This window comes from Thermosinus carboxydivorans Nor1 (assembly GCF_000169155.1).
Classification (GTDB): domain Bacteria; phylum Bacillota; class Negativicutes; order Sporomusales; family Thermosinaceae; genus Thermosinus; species Thermosinus carboxydivorans.
Genome location: NZ_AAWL01000012.1, coordinates 54565 through 77839, shown reverse-complemented (window position 1 = coordinate 77839; position 23275 = coordinate 54565). Strand labels below are relative to the sequence as shown.

Below are 23275 nucleotides of genomic sequence, written 5' to 3'. Positions count from 1 at the left end.
ATCCAACTTGAAGCTATTGAAGCCTTAGACAAACAAATAGCATCACTAGACTTGATGATGGAAAGGATAGAGCGAGAAGACGAAAATTTTAAGCAAGCCCTGGAGCTAATAGATACAATCCCGGGAATAGGGAAACGGATTGCCCAAGTAATATTGGCAGAAATAGGACTTGACATGAGCCGGTTCCCAAGCGCCAAACATGTGTCCGCATGGTCTGGTCTAGCTCCAGGGAACAACGAAAGTGCCGGAAAGCGAAGATCTGGGAAAGCAAAGCCGGGCAATCCACAGCTTAGGTCGCAGCTAGTTCAGGCGGCCCACACGATAGCGCGGATGAAAAACTGTTATTTATCGTCGTTATATCACCGAATAGCAGCCAGAAGAGGTAAAAAACGAGCAGCAGTCGCAGTAGCACATGCGATTATTGTAATCGTTTACCACATGCTTATTCGCAAAGAACCGTATAAGGAGCTTGGGGAAAACTATTTGTCGGAACAAATGCGTCGCAGCAAAATTAAAAGTTTAGTTAACCTTGTTAAAAACATAAAGAAACTGGACGACGATGTTCAGTTCATTATTAGCGACCAAAGTATTCGGATAATAATTGGCGAAGAAGTAAAAGAGTTCTCAATGACAGGTTGACACTAGAAAATCAGCTTTCTTTTGTACACCAGGCCTGTCAAAAAATAGATTTGCACAGGCTTAGTTTGCTATTGCCTAAAAATGGAGTATGACCAAGGGGGTTGGCGCACCCCGTTTTCAGGGTAGGACGCGGAGGAATTGATTTACATTATACTTTTCGCGTGATGGATATCACGCGCTCTGTGTCCTCTGTGGTTAGACTTCAATGTTTTCATGTTTTTGTGATGACGTTTATGTCATGAACATCTCTGCGGTTCCAGTTGCCGCGATTTATTGGCATGATTATTTTTGTGGAATTTTTGGTGAAAAACATGACTATTAGGAAAAAGACGAGCATATTTATTACTGTAATGGTTGTCATCCTGCTGGTTGGCGGCTGCGCCGGCGAGCCGACGCTGCCGCCAGCGGCTGGCCTTACGCCTCTTGACCCGGCGGCGCTGGCTGAGTGGCCGGGCGTTGTCCGTCAGCAGGGCGACGGCAATGTTGTACGGGTCGTGACCGGGGCGGCTCTAGGCGCGGCTAAGGCGCTGGAACTGGCAGCCGGCGGGCAGGGGATGGTCGAGTATGGGCTGGACGTTCCCGCCGGCCCTGATGTCGTCGCCCAGCTGCGCCTGCAGTTTTTGTCGACCCAGGGGACAGGCCGGATCCAAATCAGCGCCCTCGACGATCAGGGCAACACCGTTGGTGCGATCGGCTGGGTCGTGACCGGTCCGCTGCCCCCGGCACAAGCAGGCGTAACGTGGCTGGATAAGCGGCAAAGCGTCAACTATAAAGGTGACTGGCTTACTGCCGATTATCACGTCCAAGATTTATTGGCCGAATTGGCGCCGGGAATTAAGTCGGGCGAAGTCCGGCGCTACCGTCTGCTTATCCAGGTCGGTCAAGGTCAGCACGTCCTTATCACCAAGCTGCAGTTCGGCCGCGATATCGCAAGGGCCCTGGTCGTATCGGCGCCAGCCAGCCAGCTCGCGGCCACACTCGGCGAACCCGTGCGGATCGAGGTCGGGCTGCGCAATACCGGCAATCAGCCGTTGCGTGGTCTGGCGGTGGAACTGGTCGAACCTTATGGCTTTGGCCTGGTCCTGCTGACGCCCAAGGCGCAGACGATAGCCGAACTTGCGCCCGGGCAAGAGGTGCAGCTGGTTTGGCAAGTGCGGGCCCAGCGGCCTCATGCCGTTAATTTGGACCGCCCTTGGCCGGTGCGCTTTGCCGTTAACGGGACGCTGCTCGCCGGTGAAATCGCTGTACGGGTGCAAGACACTCGTCCCGGCAAAGTATTTTACGTTATGACCGAAGACCTGGAAGCCATTGATGCTGCCGGTTATCCCAAAGCCTGGGGCAACGGCAATGGCTGGCTGGAACCGGCGGAAGTGCTGACCCAAATGGTGGGTAAAGCGGAAAAGCTTAATGCTGTGGCCGAAACCTATGGCGCCAAGTGGACCCATTATATTGCCTGGCCGTTGGTGAAGGCCGCCCAGTGGGCTGACGGTCAGTCAACCACCGGCCGGTGGGGGCAGGTCGTCGCCGCTCTTCGGCAGTCGGTGCTGGAAGGGGCCAAGCGCGGCCATGAGTACGGTATTCATCTCCATCTTGATTATGATCCGCACCTAGCCGGCAATGTGCTATCCTATAATCCGGCCGTGGACGGATTGTGGGCCAATCACCTTCGCCATGGTTGGGCCCACAGCCTGACGGAAGAAGGTGATTTTGACGCCTATAACAGTCGCACCGGCACGCTGTATGCGTACCAGCGGGTTCTGGACGAATTAGCCGCTGCTTCCGGCCAGGGGCAGCTTATCACCGCCCGCGTCGGCTCGTTCGATTTCGGGGACGGCCCGGCCGATGAGGCCATGAGCACCCGCGTCTACCGCAAGGTAGGCTTGTGGGCAACGAGTGATGCCGACGGCAATGCCGGCGGGGTAACGGCCGGCGATTATGGCGGGGAAATTTATTTTGCCCGGCCTGATGACATCAACCGGCCGGCGGAGCGTCTCGACGCGGTCGGACTGGTAGAGCTGCGGCCTACGCCGCGCCGGTTTATCAACTATGACGCCCAAAGCGCCGCCGCCATGAACGATTTGGCCAAACAAGGCATGGATTTTTTTGTTGTCGACGGTCGGGTGAGACCGGGGGTGCACGCTATTGTCGGCTTTACCCATGCGATGTTCGTTATGGGCAACGGCGACTGGCAGAGCTTGGAAGGTGGTCAGTTTGACGCGATCGGCGAACACCTCCGTTACCTGAAAAAAGAGTATGTTGACCGCAGCTTGCTCCAGTTTGCCACCGCCGGTGAATTGGTGCGAGCGTACCTTGATTATTATGCGCCGGCGCCGGTTGCGCTGTACGGGGCGCGGGTGGCCCACACGGCCAATGTCTCGGAGTATGCCGTGGACATTCTTGGCTGTGATATTCCGATTGACAACGAGCATCCCCACCAGGTCAGTGTGAAATACCCGCTGCACTTGCGTGATAGCGCTTACCGCATTGCTGTGCTTAAAAACGGCGAGGAAATCTACAGCACCTGGGGGTTGCCTACGCCTTACAACGACATCGTTTTTACCGTTAACGACAGAACTGCGAAATACACTTTAAAAATTTACCATAATAAATATTTATTTAAACTAGTCCAAGCACTTCGGGCAGTAAAAGCAAAAAAATTATTTAAATAATGAGAAATTGCCGCATAATTACCAATTCTTAGCAGGATATTTGTCACTGGATGCGAAATACACGCAATTAGGGTGTAATATTTTGATTGCGGGGGATATTAAATGGCTAAAGCTACCGTTCTTGTTATCGATGATCAGCCTGGCATCCGACGGCTTTTAACGGAAGTGCTGGCAGAGGAAGGCTATGCCGTATATACCTCGGCAAACGGTTATGAAGGCATTGCCATGGCTAAGGAAATTAAGCCCGCTCTGACCTTGATGGACATGAAAATGCCCGGAATGGATGGCATCGAAACTTTGCGGGAGATGAAGCGGCTCGGTCTGGGGGAAAAGGTGCTGATGATGACGGCTTATGGCGAACTCGACCTGGTGCATCAGGCGCGGGAAATGGGCGCCTATGGGTATATTACCAAGCCCTTTGACATTATTGCCCTTTGTCAAATGGTCCGTGACATTGCCGGTTCGGCCGATTCCCGCCAGTTAATGATTGGATAGCATGCACCCGGCGAGGCCGGGTGTTTTCTTTTGCGGCCGCGGTAGCCAAGACTGGCGCGATTGGCAGGAATTTTTTTACTTTATGGCGAAGTGTTACCCTGAAAAGGGGGATAGGTATGGTTTGCAGCAGTAATGCTACTCTTGCCTTGCACTGTCCGCGGTGTGGCAACATCCAAATGCATGAATTCAGCCGGTTTACCATCCGTCAGATGCACCGGCAGCGCTTGGTCTGCAGCTGTGGTCATGTGCAAGCGGTCGTAGCCAGCACCTGTCGCCGCCAATACTTGTTTGAAATCCCTTGTATTGTCTGCGGAACAAGCCACATTGTCGCTATCGACGGCAAGCGTTTCTGGCGAGCCAAAGCGGATAAAATCTATTGTGTTCAGGCAAACTTAGAGTTAGGTCTGATTGGTGATCGCCGGCAGATTGAGGAGACTATCCGGTGCGACGGGGCGGAATTTGCCAATTTGCTAGGCAGTGACGAAGGGGAAACCATCAAAAATCCACCGGTCATGTTCCAAATTTTCAATTTGGTCCATGATCTGGCCGCCAGAGGCGGGATACATTGCCAGTGCACGAATGCGGTTCTTGAAGCCGACATTCTCGCCGACCGGATTGTGCTCAAATGTATAAATTGCGGCGCTCGTCAGGTTATTGACGCTGGCAGCCAGGCTGACCTTGAACATGCTAACGCCATGGCGGCCATCGAATTGACGCGCCAGCGCCGCCGGCGGCGCCATAAAGCGGGAAGCCGCAGAAGCAGCGAGGAGGTACTTAAGTGAAGTTTTTTCTTGACACAGCCAATATCGGTGAAATCAAGGAAGCCTTGGCCCTCGGCGTAGTGGCCGGCGTTACAACCAATCCTTCCCTAATTGCCAAGGAAAAGCAGGATGTCAAGGCGGTTATCCGGGAAATCGCCCGCCTTGTTCCCGGGCCGGTAAGCGCCGAAGTTATTGGCGTCACCTTTGCCGAAATGGTGGCGGAAGCGCGCGAACTGGCCAAACTCGGGGACAATGTGGTAATCAAAGTGCCGATAACGGCTGATGGTTTGAAAACAGTAGCCGCGCTGACTGCCGAGGGGATTAAGACCAATGTCACGCTTATTTTTTCCGTCAATCAGGCCCTGCTGGCCGCCCGGGCCGGCGCCACTTATGTCAGCCCGTTTGTAGGTCGGCTGGACGATATCGGTCATGACGGCATGAAGCTGGTGAAAGATACGACCGACATCTTTGCTATTCATGGCATTGAAACGGAAGTTATTGCCGCCAGCATTCGACACCCCCTGCATGTTACCGAGGCGGCTTTGGCGGGCGCCCATATTGCCACCGTACCATATAAAGTGCTGCTGGCGCTTTTAAATCACCCGTTGACCGATGCGGGCATTGCGCGGTTTCTCGAAGACTGGCGCAAAGCTATGCAGTAATGTTGGTTGAGAGGAGATGGAACAAGAGGATGGATCGCGAACTAGCCCTGGAATTTGTGCGGGTTACCGAAGCGGCGGCCATCGCCTGCGGGCGCTGGATGGGCAAAGGCGACAAAATTGCCGCCGATCAGGCTGCCGTTGACGCCATGCGGCAGGCCTTTGACAGTGTAAGCATCAGCGGCACCGTGGTTATTGGCGAAGGCGAGATGGATGAAGCGCCGATGCTGTATATTGGGGAAAAAGTCGGCGCCGGCGGACTGGAAGTGGATATTGCCGTTGACCCACTGGAAGGCACCAACCTGGTGGCCAAGGGCCTGCCGGGTTCAATCGCCGTTATTGCCATCGCGCCCAAAGGTGGGCTGCTGCACGCACCTGATATGTATATGGACAAAATTGCCGTAGGCCCGGCCGCGGCCGGAAAAATTGATATTAATGCCCCGGTGCGGGAAAACTTAAAGGCCGTTGCCAGCGCGCTCAACCGCAAGGTGGAAGATCTGACGGTCGTTATCCTTGACCGGCCCCGCCACAATAAAATAATTCAGGAAGTGCGGGAAGCGGGGGCGCGGATTAAACTGATTTCCGACGGCGACGTTTCCCCGGCGATCAACGCTGCCATCGAAGGCACGGGTGTCCATATGCTGCTCGGTATCGGCGGCGCCCCTGAAGGCGTCATTGCTGCCGCCGCCCTCAAATGTCTGGGCGGCGATATGCAGGCCAAGCTGTGGCCGGAAAATGAGGCTGAGGTAGAACGGGCCAAACAAATGGGCATTACCGACATCAACAAGGTGCTCACCATCGACGACCTTGTTCATGGTGAAGATGTCATGTTTGCCGCTACCGCCATTACCCAAGGCGACCTATTGCGCGGCGTCAGCTACTTCGGCGGCGGGGTGCGCACTCACTCGATCGTCATGCGCTACAAAACCGGCACGGTTCGCTTTGTTGACGCCATTCACAAACTGGACCGCAAACCGCTGTTTATAAAACGGTCATAACGTACACTAACCTCCTGTGTAGCCAGGAGGTTATTTTTTTGCTGCATCAGCAAGTATATTTTTAACCACCGAGATAATCATGTCATAAATTGGCACCGCAAATAATGAAAATAAATAAATTTAACCGCAGAGGGTACAGAGACGCGATTTCATCGCGTGGGTTAAAATAAATCTTCCCTCCGCGGTTCCCTGGGTAGTTTGCCAAATGAGGGAAAATAAGGTAATGCATGTATAAATTGCGGGCAGGCGGACAATGCTATCTTACCGAGGTGATAGCCTTTGAACCGGCAGATACTAGCTGCCATGCCCGCCTCGTTCGTTTTGGTGGCCGTACTGGCCTTTAGCGTTCTGATCGGCGGTCTGAGCTTGGTAGGGCCGGCCGCAGCGGTCGAGCGACCCAACAACGCGCAGCCGGCAGGTCTTGCTGTGCCTGCTGAACCGCTGGCGCCAAAAGCGGCAGCAGAAAAACACCAAGCGCCCCAAATTCGTACCCATACGGTAGTGGCGGGCGAAACGCTGAGCGACATCGCTGCCCGTTACGGTGTCGATGTCGAGACCCTGCTTGCCGCCAACCCCAATATTAGTGGCGATACGGTTTATCCGGGGGACGAGCTGGTCATTCTGCCCCAAAAAGGGGTGCTCCATACCGTTGTTTTCGGTGATACGCTCTGGCGTCTTGCCAATCTTTACGGCGTCGAGGTGGAGCGGATTCGTGAGGCCAATGGCAAACAAAATGATTTTCTTGCCGTCGGCGAAAAAGTGTTTGTTCCCGGCGGGCGGGTCCGCTACGGCCATGTGGCGACCCGGGGCGCTGGTTTCCGCTTCATCTGGCCGACGCAGGGCGAGATTTCCTCACTCTTCGGTCAGCGCTGGGGCCGGCTTCACGCCGGTCTTGACATCGCCAACGACATCGGCACGCCCGTCCGGGCGGCCCGCGCCGGTCGCGTGATTTTTACCGGCTGGAAGGGTGGTTATGGTTACACGGTCATGATTGAGCACGGCGCTGAATACACCACCCTGTATGGTCATCTGGCCGACTATGTGGTGACGCTCGGCCAGTATGTCGAGACCGGTCAGCTTATCGCCTACATGGGTAACACCGGTTATTCCACCGGGCCGCATCTGCACTTTGAGGTCCGCCGCGGCGGCCAGCCAGTAAATCCGTTGTCGGTGCTCCCGTAAAGGAATAAAGCTGACCGGCGGCGGGAAAACTAACACTATCCAGCAATCTACCAGCCAGAGGGAATATGGCCTACGTTATTGCTTGTCTCATGGCCTCGCTTAGCTTTCTCCTCAATAAAGCGCTGCTAAAAACCGTCGGGCCCAGAGCCATTGTCAGTTTCAGCCCGGCGGTGGAAGAAGCGTTGAAGACGCTGCCCGCTTATTATCTGTCGGCCGACATCCTGGCGACCCATGTCACGTTTGGGCTGCTCGAAGCGGTTCATGACTGGCTGCCGAAGCGGAAAAGCAGCGACAAGGCAGCGCTTTTCAGCCTTATTGGGCACACCCTGTTCGGCTTGGCAACGATTGCTGCCCTGTGGCTTGCTGATAGCATCTGGATGGCCGTGGCCGCCGGTTTTGCCTGCCATCTTGCCTGGAATGCCGCAGTGGTTACATTCTATGCGCCACGGGAAGGAAGCGGTGGACAATGAAGATTTTTTACACCTGCGACTATTGCGGGCAGGCCATTGATACCATTGAAGTAGACCAAGTAGACGAAGCACGGTTCGGCTTTGACTGTTTGACGGCCGAGGAACGGGAAACACTCATCCGCGTTGACTCGCTGACCAATACCATGTTTGTGCAGTCGCTCTGCGATGCTTGCATTGAAAGATTGGGTCTTGATGATGGCGATTTGCCGGCCGCACGGCATATCTGGCCGGTGCACTAAGGAAAAGAGGCAGGATAAACTCCTGCCTCTTTTATGTGCGCCCGGCATGGGCGCTGGCTAGGTGGTGAAAGTCCACTGCGGTCGAGGCAGCCAGTTCGCTAGCCAAGAGCAAAGGCGCCTACCGTGAGGTAGGGTCTGAAGGAAGCCGAAGGAAAAATTGCGGCCTGATGAACAAGAACCCCCTTCTGACGCAGGATTGCCACTTTATCTTCATTTAGGTCGCCTATAACCCCTTCTACTTTCCAAGTTGTCACGATTACCGGTGGTTTAGGGTTTTTACCGGGATTGCCGCGAGACCGTTTTGCCTCTTCGCGTGCTGCCACTGTAAGGCGAAGTTGATGATAGGCATGTTTGTGTTTTTGCAAAAACTGTGCTACTGCTTTATGGGCATCCGGCTCGCAGGCGAATGTTTGCCGGGTTAGGTCAGCTAACTCTTTCTTTAGTTCCTGCGCTTCCTTTTCTAGCATTTTGCTAACCCGGTCCCGACCGGCACTGGTCTTAACGACAATCAGTCGATAAAGATGACCGTCGATCATTTCGGTAAAACTTTGCGTCTGATAAGAGGCCCGCCTATTGCCTTCGCCGAATTGCCCCTGATCCACCCATTCGTTTTGGCGGTAAGCTTGCTCTTTGACCTTGACGGCCAGCGTATGATGAAACGAATCCGGACAGCGTGAGATGATTTGTATAGGAGTAGCCTGCTTGTTAAAGATGCTGAGCGTCGGCAAATTAATGAGTTTAGAGTCGGCAATGTAGACCATTTGGCGCATACGTTCGCCAAAAGTGTCCGCCAAAAGCTGAGCTGCTAGCTGGTTGAATGAGCTGTCTGCCGTGTTCCCGTCAAGAGGAAGGCTGACTAAGGGAATGCCTTGTTCACTAACGATTTTGCCAACCATCACTTGTTTTAAATCCGGACGCATATCCTTACTGTAACCTCGGCAAATCGCAAGGCCGTCATAGTCATCGGCTTCACATTCTTCGTATGCGCCACTTAGGGATAAGGATGTCGTATCGGCGTGCAAACGATGCACAGGAATGTCGAAGGTGGCTAAACAAGACAAGCTCAAACGAGTGTATAAAGCTTCCGGTCCCGCCTCACTAATCTTATCAAGAGTGCGGGCGATAGCGTCATCGGACAAGTCTTGTGGTTGGCAGCCTGGCTCAAACAGGCTCTCGGTGTCTGTCCCTTCAAAATTGCGGCTGATATGATAAAGGAGAGTTCGTGTACTGGCAAAGGTTGATAATACAACGCTTTTGGCTAGATTGCCCGGTGAGATATGACAATGTTTAGGGTCCCAAGTAACGGAATTATTAATAAACTCAACAAAACCAATCTTTTCTAGATATTGATTGGCTGCAGCAATGCTCAATGGTGTTACCTTTATTGAGGTGGGATACTGAAGGGTCGGACCGGTCCACGACATATTGAATTCCCCCATTCGTTTTAATATGGAAGAATTCAGCATGACCTGCGCAAAATCATTTTCCGCCCCGTATTTTCCAGAAAAATTTATGTATTTTCTCAAAAGACTGCGAAATATGGGCTTATCTTTCACCTGGATTTATTTTGAAGGGATTGACAAAGACCAGGCCGATATTAGTTTCCTAGCCCGCACGGGGTTACTGCCCTTATTACGACCAAATCGCAGCTTGCAAAAATAGACCGCAACTATGGCATGTTTGTTATTCAGCATTTGTTTTTAATGGATTTAGAAGCTTTGCGCACTGATATAAAATAAATTTGTTGCGCAGTTTTAAGCCGTATGCCATTGAAATTTTAGCTGCCTCAGTCCCGGCCAGAGTTATAAAAACACTGCCCCGCGAAACCGGTCTACTGATCATGGCAGGCAGGTTGCTTGCAACACCTGAAGATGTAGCACAGACACAGAAAAACGGCGTCCTGGCTGTCAGCACAAGTCTGCGTAAGCTGTGGAATGACAGCAAAACAGGCAATGAAAAGAAATAATTGAAAGTACTTCAGGAGTGCGGGTTGACCATAGCCTGTAGGGAATTTTCCTATTGATTTTTTCTATATTTTCTTACAATAAAATCAGTATTTCGCCGATATTAGAATTTTCTCTAAATACTTATAATCGTGAATAAAGCAAAAAATCTAAAGTAAGCTCTCGGAAAAGAGGGTTTGAAATGGAGGTAAAAAATAGCAAAACAGGCAATTAAAGCATAATTTTGGGTCTAAAAACAGCAATAGCTCAGTAAAAGGTAACCTTGCCCTAAAAATAGGCATGACAAAAAGGCTTAGCTAACACACTTTAAAAAAACTAAGCCTAAAGCACGTGCCTACTATGTAAAGCAATTAAAGTGATTAAGCGGCTATGGGCGTTAATTCAGCTTGCCACAACAGAATTAACGGGCGCATATCTATATTAAAATGCTTTAGCCAAGCATCAACGTGAACGCACATGGCATCGGCAAATGCTTTAAAATACCAGTTTCGCAAGCTGCGGGTCTTGGACTTTCTCTCAAACAAATAATCCTCTTTCAAACGCTTAAAAAACGCTCTACGGTAGTACGCCGGGCAAAACGCTCCTTAAATAGAGTAGTACCGCGAGGGATCCTTGTAAAAAAGCGGAGATTATCTTGTTCGCGGGTGTAGAAAACCCTGCCATAAGGAGAAGCCGAACAAGGAGAATTGCAAGAGACGCTCCACTTTTTACGGGTTTTAGGGCAGCGCCATTTATGCCGTTGACGGTCCTTGCAAAAACCATTGTAAGCCATCATATGACCGGCAGGACAAACGGGGATGCCATCTTTGGTAAAAGAGAAATCACCTTGGCAAAAGCAGTTTCCTTGTGTTCGCGAATTGTGATCGATAAAAGCGGCGACATCAAAATGATGTAGCAAACGGTAGATAGCATAAGCGTCATGAGCCGAAACGAGCATACAGTCCTTTAGCTTAAACTCGGGATAGGGCTGTTTAAAGTCAAATATAATAAAGAATAAATAGAAGCCGTGCTGTCATGCCTATAAGCCTTAAAGAAATTAAGATAAACGGGCAAATCATAGCGATTGTGGGGGGTGTTTTCAAAAAGTCAAGTCCCAATTTTTCGACAAGCGGATATTTGGAGGAAAAACAAAAAAGTCCAAAGCATGAAGCCTTGAACTATAAATGCTTTCGGGGCTCCAAGAGCGTACTCCAAGAAAAAGGAGGATATGAAAATGAAAACCGCAGTGGGTTTTTTGTCAAAACTGTTGGTTACAGTAACAGTAGCAGTAGCAGTAATGCTGGTATCTAGCATTAATATGCCTGCTGCTTACGCCAAAGTCAAGCTGGATATGTTTGATTTAGAAGCGCACCGTGGTGGCCGAGATGTCCGACCGGAAAACACCCTGATATCTTTTGCGTATGCATTAGAATTGGGTGTAACCACACTAGAAATGGATATGCAAATGACAAAAGACGGGCATATAGTTATTAGCCATAATCCCAAAATGTCCTGGATATTGGCAAGAGGGCCAAACGGTCAATATGTATCCCGCGACAATCCTCCCGATATCCGTTTAATGACGCTTGCCGAGATTAAGCAGTATGATGTTGGTGTTATGAACCCAAATGGCGGCGATTATTACGAAAGTCACGGCCGTACACAGCTCGCTGTGCCAGGTACCCGGATACCGACTTTGGAAGAAGTTTTCGAGCTGGTCAATGCCTATGGTAACAAGACCGTTTTGTTCAATATTGAAACCAAATCTTATGCCGACCCTGCGGATCCTGGTTATATCAATAATCCCGATCCGGCTGTTTTTGTAAAAAAAGTATATGACATTATCAAGAGATATCACATGGAAGACCGAGTAATGTTACAGTCGTTTGACTGGCGAACTTTAAAAGAAATGCAAAAACTTGATCCTAATATCACACTTGTAGCTCTTACATGTGAGCAACCATCTTGGGGGCGTGACGGTCTTTACCGGCAGGTAGGAGAAATTGGCTCGTCGCCATGGATGGGTGGTCTTGATATTGATGATTTTAATGGCGATTATGTAAAAGCTGCCAAAGCAATTGGCGCGGATGTAATATCTCCCTATTTCAAAGAATTGTCGCTCGAACTAGTTGAGGAAGCTCATGAACTGGGGATGAAAGTGGTACCGTGGACCGTAAATCGGGAACAGGATATGAACATGTTAATTGATATGGGCGTAGACGGCATTATTACAGACAAACCACATGTTTTACGCAGCTTACTTATTAAACGTGGTATTAAAGTAGCTGAACCGACTAAGGCGCCCCCGGGCATGATCTATTCGACCGGCACTTCCGTAGTTTCCGGTGTTTCCAAACAGCTGGCCAAAGGAGGCGACGCAGCACACTAACGTCGTTCAATCCCCTATGGCGATAACAGATAAAACACAGGCCTAGGATAGCCAAAATAAGGTATACCTGGGCTTGTGTTGCCTTATTCCGCTTTGCACAAAATCACTGGCCAGAGCGGTGACGTGAAATTCTGGACGGCACTGCCATCTCCGACTGTATCCTAAGGCGCTATATTGCCGCTTACCGCAAGCAGGGATTTGCCGGGCTGCTGCCTCAAACGCACAGCAATAAGGGCAAACGCCGCAAAATACCGGATGACGTTTTTAAGCACGCGGCTAAATTAAAAGAAGAACTACCTGAGCGCTGCACCCTTCGCGTTCTCGACATTCTTGTCGAGGAAAAGACGATTAACCCCGGGGAAATAGCCCGTTCTACCTTGGCGCGGCATTTGGCCCGGCTTGGTTTAACCTGGCGTGCTAAAACGGCACCGGTAGCAGGCGATTTCAAAAAGAGCACAGTAATAAACTTTGGCAGGCAGATATTAAGTATGGTCCATACATAGTGCATCCCCAAAATCCGCAGAAGAAGCTGCGAACCTATTTAGTCGCTTTTATCGACGACGCCAGCCGGCTTATTTGCCATGGTCAGTTTTATCTTGAGCAAAAGCTGCCGGTTCTCGAAGACTGTTTTCGTAAAGCCATCTTAAAACGCGGCATACCGGAAGGTGTTTACATCGACAACGGCAAAATCTTCATTTCCCGCTGGTTCCGACTGGCCTCTGCCAAACTGGGCATACGCCACATCACGGCAGCACCGTACAGTCCTGAGGCCAAAGGGAAAATCGAGCGTTTGAACCGCACCGTGGAAGAATTTCTGGCTGAAGTGAGCTTAAACAAGCCAAAAACACTTGAAGAATTAAACAAAGCCTTTGCCGCATGGGTAGAAGAAGGCTATAACCACCGGCCGCACAGCGCGCTTGACGGGCAAACGCCGGCCGAGCGGTTTCAAAGCGATGTAAACCCCATTCGCTTCGCTACACATGAAGAATGCCGGGATGCATTCTTATGGGAAGAAACCCATCTAACTATATGCTCTTGTTTTATCGATTGTCTAATTATATTATAGTACTGGTGGAAAGTTTGTTTTGGTTTTATACGGGGGTGAACTTTAATGGCGGGCAGCATTGTCAGTTTGTTGTATAACAGCCCCGTTATTCCGGCAGTTCGAACCCCTGATGACTTCAAATTTGCTCTCACTCAAACTACCGCTCCCAGTATTATCCTTTTATTTGGCGACATTAACATGTTGCCTGACTTATTGGCGCAAGCGAAGCAGTATCATAAACGGCTAGTACTACACCTTGACTTGTTTGAAGGAGTCGGTAAAGACAAAGCTGGCATTCAGTTCTTGGCCCGCCTTGGAGTAAGTGCCGTAATTACGACCAAGGCGCAATTGGCCAAGATAGCCCGTGAACAGGGAATGATCGTTGTCCAGCGGCTGTTTATCATGGATTCGGAAGCCGTCAGAACCGGAATTCATTTACTTTCCAATTTCAAGCCTGATGCGCTAGAAATTCTTCCTGCTTCTGTTCCTGGGAGAGTAGTACAGAAGTTAATTAGGGAAACTGGCCTGCCGATTTTGGCCGGTGGGCTTATTGAGGGCACAGAAGATGTGGCCGAGGCGCTACAAAAGGGGATATGCGCCGTGAGTACCAACAAGCGCGAGTTATGGAAGCTTAGGTTTTAATTAACTTAATACCGCGGACGAGACAAGGAGAAGTCCAATTACATTCGGCAATTACGGGTTGCCGGTGTAATTGGACTTTTTGTTTTCTAAAGACATAACAAAGGGGTGGCAAAATGCAATATGCTACAGTTGTGGTAATCGGCGGCGGAGCTACCGGGACCGGCATTCTAAGGGACCTAGCAATGCGGGGGATCAAAGCCGTACTGTTGGAACAGCGCGACCTGGCTTATGGCACCAGTTCGCGGTTTCACGGCCTGTTGCACAGCGGTGGTCGGTACGCCGTGAAGGACCCGGAATCGGCACGGGAATGCATTGAGGAAAACCGCATACTGCGCCGCATTGGCCGTTACTGTGTCGAGGAAACAGAAGGCTTTTTCGTCCGGCTGCCGGAAGATGATGAGAAATATGAACAACAGTGGGTTGAAGCATGCAGCCGATTGGGCATCCCGGCTGTTCCAATTTCACCGCAAGAAGCCCGGCGTCTTGAACCTTGTTTATCACCACGGATTAAAACAGTCTACCGTGTCCCTGATGCTGCGATTGACGGTTTTAGATTGGTTTGGCAAAATGCCGCCTCGGCCGCCAAGTACGGCGGCAGTATTCGTACTTATTCTGAAGTCATTAAAATTGAACATGTCAATAACCGGGTAGTCGGGGTGAAGGTAAGGAATACCTTAACGGGGGAAACGGACGCTATTGCCTGCGATTATGTGATTAATGCCGCTGGTCCGTGGGTAGGACAAGTTGGCGCTTTAGCAGGGGTTACGGTAAATGTTAAACCTGATCGTGGGACGCTGATTGCTTTTAATCATCGACTTAGCAACCGAGTAATCAACCGGTTGCGTCCGCCGTCTGACGCCGATATTTTTGTGCCCCACGGTACGGTTTCCATTTTGGGGACGACTTCCGTGCCAAGCGACAGACCAGATGACTTCCAAGTTAGGACGGAAGACGTTCTTAGTCAACTGCGTGTTGGCCAAGTCTTGTTCGAGAACTTAGAGAAGTATCGGATATTGCGGGCGTTTGCTGGAACCCGCCCATTATACAGCTCAGATGCAAAAGGACGGGCTGCTGCTCGCACTTTTGCAGTTATCGACCACGCCAAAACGGATGGGCTATATGGATTGATTAGCGTTGCCGGCGGCAAATTGACGACCTATCGATTGATGGCCGAAAAAACGGTGGATGTTGTTTGCCAGTATTTAAATATAAAAGAACCGTGCCGAACAGCTCTTGAACCTCTTATTCCCGAGCATCCGCCCGAAAAAATTAATGAAGCACGCCGCTTTTTTCCAAGTTTTGGGGTTGAAAAGGCAGTGGCAAGGCTTGGATCAAACCTTGATGGGGTTCTGAACCGGCTTAAGCAGGATAATACTGCCCGACAATTAGTCTGTGAATGCGAACTGGTTACATTGGCTGAAATAAGAGAAGTCGCAGCAATGGATACAAGTTTTTGTCTCGATGATATACGGCGTAAGACGCGCATGGGCATGGGAACTTGTCAGGGGACTTTTTGTGCCTTACGCAGCGTCGGAGCGGTAGTTGCCGAAGGACTAGGAAAAGACAGGACGCCCTGTGGCCTGCTTAAAGATTTTCTACAATCACGCAGGTCAGGAATCCGTCCGGTCTTGTGGGGCAGCCAGCTGCGTGAGGCGGAACTTATGCGGGCCGTTTACGGTGCTACGCTCAATATTGATGGGGTGGTGCGGTGTGAGAGAAAGTGATGTAATTGTCATCGGCGGTGGCCTGGCAGGGCTTATGGCCGCCGCTACGGCTGCCCGGCAGGGCAAAAAGGTGACACTGTTAACAAAAGGTGCGGGGACATTGACGGTTGGCAGTGGCGTCATAGACGTTTTGGGCTATGTGAATGCCACAGCAGTAATCAGCCCTTATCAGTCAATTACTGCCTTAAGTGCAGATCACCCCTATACGATAATGGGCCGGGAAACCGTAGAGCAGGGACTGGAGAGTTTTTTGGCCATTTGCCGGGAAGAAGGTTACCCTTTTACTGGCAGCTTACATCAAAATATTTGGCTGCCGACTGTCGCAGGTACGCTCAAACCCAGCTGTCTCGCGCCTGAATCGATGAACCCACTGGGTATGGAATGTGCGGCCAAAGTGGTTGTTGTAGGCTTTCAGGGCCTAAAGGACTTTTATCCGCGGCTTGTGGTGAAAGGCCTGAAGCATAGCGCGCCTTACCGCAGTAATTACCATATTGTGGGAATCGACCTGCAGCTGACCGGCGGTCGGGATGTAACTTTCCTGGACATTGCCCGGCGACTGGACACGGCTGAGGGCCGTGGCAGTCTGGTTAAATGTTTGAGCGCCCATGTCGGGTCTGGCGACTGGGTGCTGCTGCCCCCTGTCCTGGGGACGGAACCGGACTATAACATATGGAAACAATTAGAACAAGAACTTGGCTGCCGACTGGTCGAGTTGGTCGCTCCGCCGCCGGCGGTTACCGGAAGCAGGCTGCATAAATTATTTGTACGCCACCTTAGGCGGCTGGGAGTAAATATCGTTGAAAACGCTTTCGTGCGCTCAGCCGATTGCAGCAAGCACCACTGCCGGGCAGTGATATCCCAGGGGTTGGGCCGTGAGCGTGAATATTTTGCCGATGCGTTCATCCTGGCAACAGGCGGGTTCCTAGGCGGGGGGATCATCGCAGAGCCGGGCCGTGTATATGAGCCAATCATGGGGTTGCCAGTAGAAACCTATGCTGCTTGGAAAATGTGGAGCAAACATGATTTGTTTGCTTGTACCGGGCAGATGTTTGGACGAACAGGGATTCGGGTAAACCGACAATTGAACCCTATTGATTCAAGAGGGGAAATCGTATTGCAAAATGTTTATCTAGCTGGCAAGATGCTAGCCGGCTATGATTACTGCCTCGAAAAGTCGGGGAACGGTGTAGCGGTCGTTTCCGGTTATCAGGCAGCAATAATGGCGTTGGCGGGGGTGAAGGGATGCTAAAACACAAATGCTTGGACCAATGTATCGCCTGCACGGCCTGTACCGTACAATGCCCGGTAACAGCCGCGGCACGCGAGTTTGCCGGTCCGAAAATGGTTGGGCCGGCTTTGGAAAGATTCCGCCTGTTCGACCAGGACATTGAAATTTCTGCTGATTATTGTACAAACTGCAAAAACTGCGATATAACGTGCCCGTCAAGTGTGCCGGTTTCACTGTTCAGTACGTTGGCCAAAGCCCAGTACCGTCGGCAAAACGGCAAAAGCCTGCGCGACTGGATACTCGTAAACGGCGAAATGTTTGCCCGGTTAGCCAGTCCGGTTGCATCGTTCGCTAATATAACTATGAATAATGCCGTTGTTAGAACGATGTTGAGAGCTGTCGGCATTGCCGACCGTCCGTTGCCCAAGTATGCCGAAAAAAACTTTTACCGTCAATTCGCAGAATTAAAACAGCAACGTTTTCCAGACAAGGTCGTGTTTTTCCCAGGCTGTTACATTGGCTACAATGATCCGCGGGTAGGAATGGATCTGGTAGCAATATTGCAGGCCAGCCGCTATGAAGTTATAGTTCCTGACGTTGTTTGCTGCGGTACCCCTGCCGTTGCTAACGGCTACCTTGAACTGGCGGAAGAAAAGGCAAGGCGCAACCTGCGTGAATTAAGGCGCTGGGCCCGGGAGGGTTGGCCGATTGTCACTTGCTGCACCAGCTGCGGTTTGACGCTGCGGCAGGAATATTGTGAACTGTTTCGGGCAAATGGGGCGGACGAGGTCGCCAGCCAGCACTACGATGCCGGAGAGTTTTTATTGGAAATGCTTGAACAAGGGCGTTTGAATTCTGAGTTTATTCCCCTTGCGGGCAAGTACCTGTATCATGCCCCTTGTCATCTAAGGGCCCAGGGCATCGGCCTTCCCAGTCTGGAGTTGTTGCAGTCTATTCCCGGCTGCGAGGTTAACGTGGCCGATGCTGGTTGTTGTGGCATTGCCGGTAGTTACGGTTTTAAAAAAGATAAATACGATATTGCCATGAAAATCGGCGAGCGCTTGTTCACGAAAATAAAGGACAGCCAGGCAGACATGGTGGTGACGGAATGCGGGACGTGCCGTATTCAGATTGAATATGCTACCGGGGTTAAGGCGGTGCACCCCGTATCGCTGTTTAAACAAGCGCTGCGCTTTGACTGGGTCGGGTAACTGACTCAGGCATTTTACCCAACAATGTTATTCGCAAAAAGTTTGGTAGGCCCTCTGGAGCTCGAGCAGCAGGTATGAACGGAAGCAGCATAGAAAAAATAGTGTTAGGGTGGGACATACTGGTTAACGGGTGATTATGGTGAATATACGTTGTGCCGTTTGTCTGCTTATCATTTTTTTGTGTGTGCTTATCAGTGGCTGCCAACAAAATGCAAGGCCATATATTGATTTTCGTCAAAAAGAAACTCAGGCTGCCTATAACCCGGTTGAAGCTTCCCCAAAGCCGTTGCGCATTGCCCTGGCTTCCGTGCTGTCGCCGAAGGAGACTATTAGTCACTACCGCAGAATTGCCCAATATATTTCGGGGCGGCTGGGGTTTCCCGCTGTCCTTGTTCAGCGTACCACCTATGAAGAACTGAATATGCTTCTTGCTAATGGCGAAGCGGATGTAGCGTTTTCCTCCACCGGCGCTTACAGTGCTTACCGCGGTATGGTCGAGACGGAAATTCTGGCCATGGCTGAATATCAGGGTACTACTTTATATATGGCGTATGTAATTGTGCCGAAAACCAGCCCCGTGGAAAAATTGGACGACCTTAGGGGAAAAGTTTTTGCCTTTACCGACCCGCTTAGCTATTCCGGTCACATGTGCATCGTCGATTACTTGTGGCAGCGGCGGGAAGTCCCGGAAAAATTTTTTAGCCGGTATATTTATACTTATAATCATGACAAATCGGTGTGGGCAGTGGCGAACAATCTCGCTGACGGCGCCAGTGTCGACAGCATGATTTATGACTATGTGGCCGCAACGAGCCCCGAAATTGCTGCCAATGTGCGGATTATTGCCACCATCGGCCCAGCGCCGACCGGGCCGGTGGTAATACGCAAAAACTTAAGTCCCGAACTGAAAGCACAACTTAGGATGGTTTTTCTTGACATGGATAAAGATCCCCAAATGCGGGCAGCCCTCCAAGGCCTGTTGATCGACCGGTTTGTGCCGCCTCAGCCTGAACTTTATGAACCCCTGCGCCGACTATATGATCGAGCGGGTGGGTTGCCATGAGGTGGCTGGGGCGCTTGAGTATCTACTATAAGGTAAACGGCATTATTGTTGGTATGCTGCTGTTGGTAGGGCTGTTGGTATGGATTGTGATCCGTCAGGCCACCGTTGATCTGTTGGGCCAACAAATGGAAAAGCGTGGCCTGGAAGTGGCTAATTATATTGCTGCTCTCAGTGCCAATGATATTTTGCTGGACAACCATTACGCTCTCTATGAACGAATAAGTAAAACACAACACAATACGGAAGACGTAAGGTATGTTCTGATTACCGATTATACTGGCCGCATTCTGGCCCATACATTTTCTGACGGGCTGCCGCGAGGACTGGCAACGCTGAGGGATAGCGGCGGTTCATCAGCGGTAATTAAGTTTGACACCAATGAAGGTATTATCCGGGAAGTAATGGTTCCCATTGAAAACGGGGACATCGGTTTTGTCCGCGTTGGCATGTCGGAAAACAGCACTCAGCAGTTATTAAATAAAACAAACCGCAACTTTTTTATTGGTATTATAATGATGTGTGTTATTGCCACTTTTTTGGCTACATGGCTGACTTCCCTAATTATCAGGCCTATCCGCAGTCTGGCTGACGCTGTTGCTGAAATCCAGAGCGGCAATCTTTCCGCCCGGGTAGAGGCAAAAACGGGCGATGAAGTTGGGCTGTTGGCAGTCGCGTTTAATCAGATGGTCGCCGGTCTCAAGGAGAAAGAAAAGGAAAACAATTTATTGTTGGAAGAGCTCAGGCATAAGGAAGCCATGCGCGCCTTTCTGATAAAAAAACTTTTCACCATTCAGGAGGATGAACGAAAGCGCATATCAAGGGAACTCCATGATGAAACGGGACAGTTGCTGGCGTCGCTACTTGCTTATATGAAACTTTTGCTTTCCAAGCTGACCGACCAACAGCAAAAAGAGCTTTTGCAGGAGGCGCGTGACGTAGCGGTTAACGCGTTGGAAGGCTTGCGAAAAATTGCCGTAGAACTAAGGCCTCCGGTATTGGACGATTTGGGGGTCACAGCGGCTATGCAAAAATATATCCAGACTTTTAGTGGACAACAGGGGTTGAAGGTACATTTTTCTGTTCCGGAGAAACAGCTGGAGTTGGATCCGGAAGTCTCCCTGGCGCTTTACCGCATACTGCAGGAAAGTCTTACAAATATTGCCAAACATGCAAGGGCATCAAATGTCTATGTTTGTTTGTCCGCTGCCGGACAAACAGTAAGGCTGGTTGTCCGGGACGATGGCCTGGGAATTGACGGGGGACTTGAGTCTGCCGGCCAAAAGAACCGGTTAGGAATTTATGGCATGAAAGAACGGGCTGAACTTTTGGGCGGCAGCCTCGACATACATTCGGAAAACGGGTGCGGCACCGTTGTCATTGCTACATTGCCGAAAATTTTGTCTAACGTCCTTAAGTGAGCGGGGTTGATCATATGGTGAAAATAAAAATATCCTGGCCGATGACCATGCGGTTCTTCGGGCTGGTCTGAAACTACTGCTCAATAATGAGCCGGACTTTACTGTCGTGGGTGAGGCGGCCGACGGGCAGCAAGTGCTGCGTTTGCTGGAAAGAGAAACGGCAGACGTATTGATACTCGACTTGGCTATGCCTGTCATGGGTGGGCTGGAAGTCATCAGGGAGCTTAAGAGCCGGGGCTGCCAGATAAAAATCTTGGTGCTCACGATGCATGAAGATGAACAGTATTTAAAAGAGGCAATGCGGGCGGGGGCGTTAGGATATGTGGAAAAGAAAGCCGTCGATACGGAACTATTTCAGGCAATCCGGACGGTCGCTAAAGGACGGCGGTACTTAAACCCAGCCAAGACTCAGGAACTGCTGGGCAGTCTCTTGGCAGGCGCTGCCGCACACGCGGCCGATGATCCTTACACGCTGTTGAGCTTTCGGGAGCGGGAAGTGCTTAAATATATGGTTAGAGGCTATTCATTGAGCGAGATTGCGAAAATGTTATGTATCAGCGTTAAGACGGTGGATACGCACAAGACCAGGATTATGAATAAGCTAGGATATACGGAAAAAAGCCAGTTGGTGGAATATGCCTTAAAGCATGGGCTATTGACAACAAAATTAACCCCGTAGGAATTTTTCCTACGGGGTTTTCTCATTTTTTCTTACTGCAAAATCAGCATTTTACCGATATGAGAATTTTCTGTTAACGGCAATAATTGTAAATGAAGTGGAGAAATGGAGAAAGAGAGGGTGAAATTTTTATGTCGGAAAATTCTAAGGCTACATCAACATCAACGGCAGCACAAGCGAAAAAAGGTGGGTTGTTCAGTTTTTTTGAACCGGCTCCGCACATACCGCGCTTGCCGGACGCGGAAGTCGCCAAACTGTACCCCAAGTACCGTTTGCAGGTGTTCATGAGCATTTTTATTGGTTATGCAACTTATTATCTCACGCGGAGCAACTTTCCCATGGCGGCTCCGCACCTTATCAGAAATTTAGGTTTTACTACCGCCGATATCGGCAATGTTCGTGCTGCGCTTGGCCTAGCGTATGGCCTGAGCAAGTTTGTCATGGCAACCTGGTCCGACCGCAGCAATCCCCGCTATTTTATGGCCGCTGGCCTGTTTTTGTCCGGGGTCGTGAACCTGTTCTTCCCGCTGACAACCAGTGTTACAATCATGTTTATCCTCATGTTTCTCAATGGCTGGTTCCAGGGGATGGGCTGGCCTCCCAGCGGCCGTACCATGACGCACTGGTTTTCGGTGAGTGAGCGCGGCACCAAGATGGCCATCTGGAACTGCGCCCACAATATTGGCGGCGGCATCATCGCGCCTATCTGTATCTGGGCGTTGTTCTCCTTCGGCTGGCAGGGCATGTTCTACGTACCCGCTGTCATTGCCATCGCCATTAGTTTCTTTATTATTGCTACTTTGCGGGACACGCCGCAGTCAGTTGGCTTGCCGCCCATTGAAGAGTACAAAAATGACTATCCTGTTGCTGCTAAAGGCATTGACGCGGAAAAAGAATTGTCGGTCAAAGAGATTTTGTTTAAATATGTATTGAACAATAAATATGTGTGGACAATTGCTATTGCCAACGCTTTCGTATATTGCGTGCGTTACGGCGTGGTGGACTGGGCTCCAACATACCTTATGCACATGAAACAGCTATCGGTTAAGAACGCCGGCTGGGGTTATTTTATTTACGAGTATGCCGGAATACCAGGAACATTGCTGGCGGGCTGGCTGAGCGACAAATACTTCCGGGGGCGCCGTTCGCCGGTTAGCTTTATTTACATGATTGCAGTGTTGGCCGCCGTGTTTGTTTACTGGAAAAACCCAGCTGGCAACCCGCTGGTGGACATTATCGCCCTGGCGACTATCGGCTTTCTCATTTACGGACCGGTCATGTTGATCGGCGTTAGCGCCCTGGACATGGTACCGAAAAAAGCCGCCGGTACAGCTGCCGGGTTTACCGGATTATTCGGTTATCTCTTTGGGACGGTCGGCGCGAGCTCGGGCATTGGCTACGCCGTGAAAGCCTTCGGATGGGATGCCGGTTTCTACATTCTGATTGGCTCGTGCTTGCTGGCAATGTTGTTCCTGCTGTTTACCTGGAATTACAAGCCGACGTGCGAAGCTGACGATGCCGCCTGCAAGGCGTAGATAGCAAATTAAACTTAATATCTGGACTGGAGAGAACAAGAGATGGTCATCAAGTAGCGCCTGTAGCGGCAGGTGCCATTGCACCATCTCTTGCCTTTTTGCGATTTGGCTTAATGCGTTGGTCTATGTACAATGTTTGCCTGGAAAGACCAGCTATAAAAAAGTCAAGCCTACCATGTTAAGAAATCCAATATAAAATTGGGCTGTTTTTAAGTACGACAAATATGCCTGGGCAAAATGTTAAGCTTCATGTCGTACAAACAGTAAAGGTGGAGTAATGAGGGAA

At 50.6% G+C, this 23275-nt stretch carries 22 protein-coding genes and 1 pseudogene; 22 read left to right on the top strand and 1 reads right to left on the bottom strand.

Annotated features, from left to right (window positions below; all coding sequences use genetic code 11):
- The 9 genes from TCARDRAFT_RS09530 to TCARDRAFT_RS09490 all read left to right on the top strand — a co-directional run.
- Nucleotides 1-639, top strand: a 639-nt coding sequence (locus tag TCARDRAFT_RS09530; RefSeq protein WP_007289779.1) for an IS110 family transposase, incomplete at its 5' end; no start/stop codon positions are given.
- Between the two features lie 311 nt (nucleotides 640-950).
- Entirely contained in the window at nucleotides 951-3308 is a 2358-nt protein-coding gene (locus TCARDRAFT_RS09525) for a hypothetical protein (RefSeq protein ID WP_007289778.1), read from the top strand.
- 102 nt (nucleotides 3309-3410) lie between these two features.
- Entirely contained in the window at nucleotides 3411-3803 is a 393-nt protein-coding gene (locus TCARDRAFT_RS09520) for a response regulator (protein ID WP_007289777.1), read from the top strand.
- Nucleotides 3804-3919: 116 nt separating this feature from the next.
- Entirely contained in the window at nucleotides 3920-4585 is a 666-nt protein-coding gene (locus TCARDRAFT_RS09515; RefSeq protein ID WP_007289776.1) for a hypothetical protein, read from the top strand.
- Nucleotides 4582-5226: a fructose-6-phosphate aldolase gene (gene fsa, locus TCARDRAFT_RS09510; RefSeq protein ID WP_007289775.1), complete on the top strand. Its 645-nt coding sequence runs from the start codon at nucleotides 4582-4584 to the stop codon at nucleotides 5224-5226. The genes TCARDRAFT_RS09515 and fsa overlap by 4 nt, the downstream gene beginning before the upstream one ends.
- 29 nt (nucleotides 5227-5255) lie before the next feature.
- The gene (gene glpX, locus TCARDRAFT_RS09505; protein ID WP_040683274.1) at nucleotides 5256-6221 is read left to right on the top strand and encodes a class II fructose-bisphosphatase; all 966 of its coding nucleotides are present in this window, start codon (nucleotides 5256-5258) and stop codon (nucleotides 6219-6221) included.
- 279 nt (nucleotides 6222-6500) lie between these two features.
- On the top strand, nucleotides 6501-7403 hold the full coding sequence (locus tag TCARDRAFT_RS09500) for a M23 family metallopeptidase (RefSeq protein ID WP_007289773.1): 903 nt from the start codon (nucleotides 6501-6503) through the stop codon (nucleotides 7401-7403).
- A gap of 65 nt (nucleotides 7404-7468) precedes the next feature.
- A complete protein-coding gene (locus TCARDRAFT_RS09495; protein WP_007289772.1) occupies nucleotides 7469-7873 on the top strand; it encodes a hypothetical protein in 405 nt (134 codons plus the stop codon).
- Nucleotides 7870-8112, top strand: a complete 243-nt coding sequence (locus TCARDRAFT_RS09490) for an anti-sigma-F factor Fin (protein ID WP_007289771.1) — start codon at nucleotides 7870-7872, stop codon at nucleotides 8110-8112. Before TCARDRAFT_RS09495 ends, TCARDRAFT_RS09490 begins: the two co-directional genes overlap by 4 nt.
- Nucleotides 8113-8210: 98 nt before the next feature.
- On the opposite strand, the gene TCARDRAFT_RS09485 is transcribed toward TCARDRAFT_RS09490, so the two are convergent.
- On the bottom strand, nucleotides 8211-9668 hold the full coding sequence (locus TCARDRAFT_RS09485; RefSeq protein WP_156784677.1) for an IS1634 family transposase: 1458 nt from the start codon (nucleotides 9666-9668) through the stop codon (nucleotides 8211-8213).
- Between the two features lie 75 nt (nucleotides 9669-9743).
- On the opposite strand from TCARDRAFT_RS09485, the gene TCARDRAFT_RS16420 reads away from it, so the two are divergent.
- From TCARDRAFT_RS16420 to glpT, 13 genes and pseudogenes are all read left to right on the top strand, one after another.
- Nucleotides 9744-9851, top strand: coding sequence for a beta/alpha barrel domain-containing protein (locus TCARDRAFT_RS16420; protein ID WP_083795416.1), 108 nt, complete (start codon nucleotides 9744-9746; stop codon nucleotides 9849-9851).
- 2 nt (nucleotides 9852-9853) lie between these two features.
- Complete coding sequence (locus TCARDRAFT_RS16415; RefSeq protein WP_050769617.1) at nucleotides 9854-10078, top strand: glycerol-3-phosphate responsive antiterminator; 225 nt, start codon at nucleotides 9854-9856, stop codon at nucleotides 10076-10078.
- 731 nt (nucleotides 10079-10809) lie between these two features.
- Nucleotides 10810-10971 (top strand): hypothetical protein, encoded by a 162-nt coding sequence (locus TCARDRAFT_RS15540; RefSeq protein ID WP_156784676.1) that lies wholly within the window; start codon nucleotides 10810-10812, stop codon nucleotides 10969-10971.
- Nucleotides 10972-11289: 318 nt separating this feature from the next.
- Complete coding sequence (locus tag TCARDRAFT_RS09475; RefSeq protein WP_007289769.1) at nucleotides 11290-12444, top strand: glycerophosphodiester phosphodiesterase; 1155 nt, start codon at nucleotides 11290-11292, stop codon at nucleotides 12442-12444.
- A 122-nt stretch (nucleotides 12445-12566) separates the two neighbouring features.
- Nucleotides 12567-13456, top strand: a pseudogene (locus tag TCARDRAFT_RS15535) (DDE-type integrase/transposase/recombinase); the annotation flags it as partial.
- A 99-nt stretch (nucleotides 13457-13555) separates the two neighbouring features.
- On the top strand, nucleotides 13556-14131 hold the full coding sequence (locus tag TCARDRAFT_RS09465; RefSeq protein WP_007289767.1) for a glycerol-3-phosphate responsive antiterminator: 576 nt from the start codon (nucleotides 13556-13558) through the stop codon (nucleotides 14129-14131).
- Between the two features lie 113 nt (nucleotides 14132-14244).
- On the top strand, nucleotides 14245-15855 hold the full coding sequence (gene glpA / locus TCARDRAFT_RS09460; protein ID WP_007289766.1) for an anaerobic glycerol-3-phosphate dehydrogenase subunit GlpA: 1611 nt from the start codon (nucleotides 14245-14247) through the stop codon (nucleotides 15853-15855).
- Entirely contained in the window at nucleotides 15842-17104 is a 1263-nt protein-coding gene (glpB, locus tag TCARDRAFT_RS09455) for an anaerobic glycerol-3-phosphate dehydrogenase subunit GlpB (protein WP_007289765.1), read from the top strand. Before glpA ends, glpB begins: the two co-directional genes overlap by 14 nt.
- The gene (locus TCARDRAFT_RS09450; protein WP_007289764.1) at nucleotides 17098-18294 is read left to right on the top strand and encodes an anaerobic glycerol-3-phosphate dehydrogenase subunit C; all 1197 of its coding nucleotides are present in this window, start codon (nucleotides 17098-17100) and stop codon (nucleotides 18292-18294) included. Before glpB ends, TCARDRAFT_RS09450 begins: the two co-directional genes overlap by 7 nt.
- A 139-nt stretch (nucleotides 18295-18433) precedes the next feature.
- Nucleotides 18434-19357, top strand: a complete 924-nt coding sequence (locus TCARDRAFT_RS09445) for a substrate-binding domain-containing protein (protein ID WP_007289763.1) — start codon at nucleotides 18434-18436, stop codon at nucleotides 19355-19357.
- Between the two features lie 14 nt (nucleotides 19358-19371).
- Nucleotides 19372-20775, top strand: coding sequence for a HAMP domain-containing sensor histidine kinase (locus TCARDRAFT_RS09440; RefSeq protein ID WP_232199115.1), 1404 nt, complete (start codon nucleotides 19372-19374; stop codon nucleotides 20773-20775).
- Nucleotides 20776-20806: 31 nt separating this feature from the next.
- Nucleotides 20807-21454 (top strand): response regulator, encoded by a 648-nt coding sequence (locus TCARDRAFT_RS09435; protein WP_040683272.1) that lies wholly within the window; start codon nucleotides 20807-20809, stop codon nucleotides 21452-21454.
- 131 nt (nucleotides 21455-21585) lie between these two features.
- Entirely contained in the window at nucleotides 21586-22989 is a 1404-nt protein-coding gene (glpT, locus tag TCARDRAFT_RS09430; RefSeq protein WP_007289760.1) for a glycerol-3-phosphate transporter, read from the top strand.
- The last annotated feature ends 286 nt before the right edge of the window (nucleotides 22990-23275 follow it).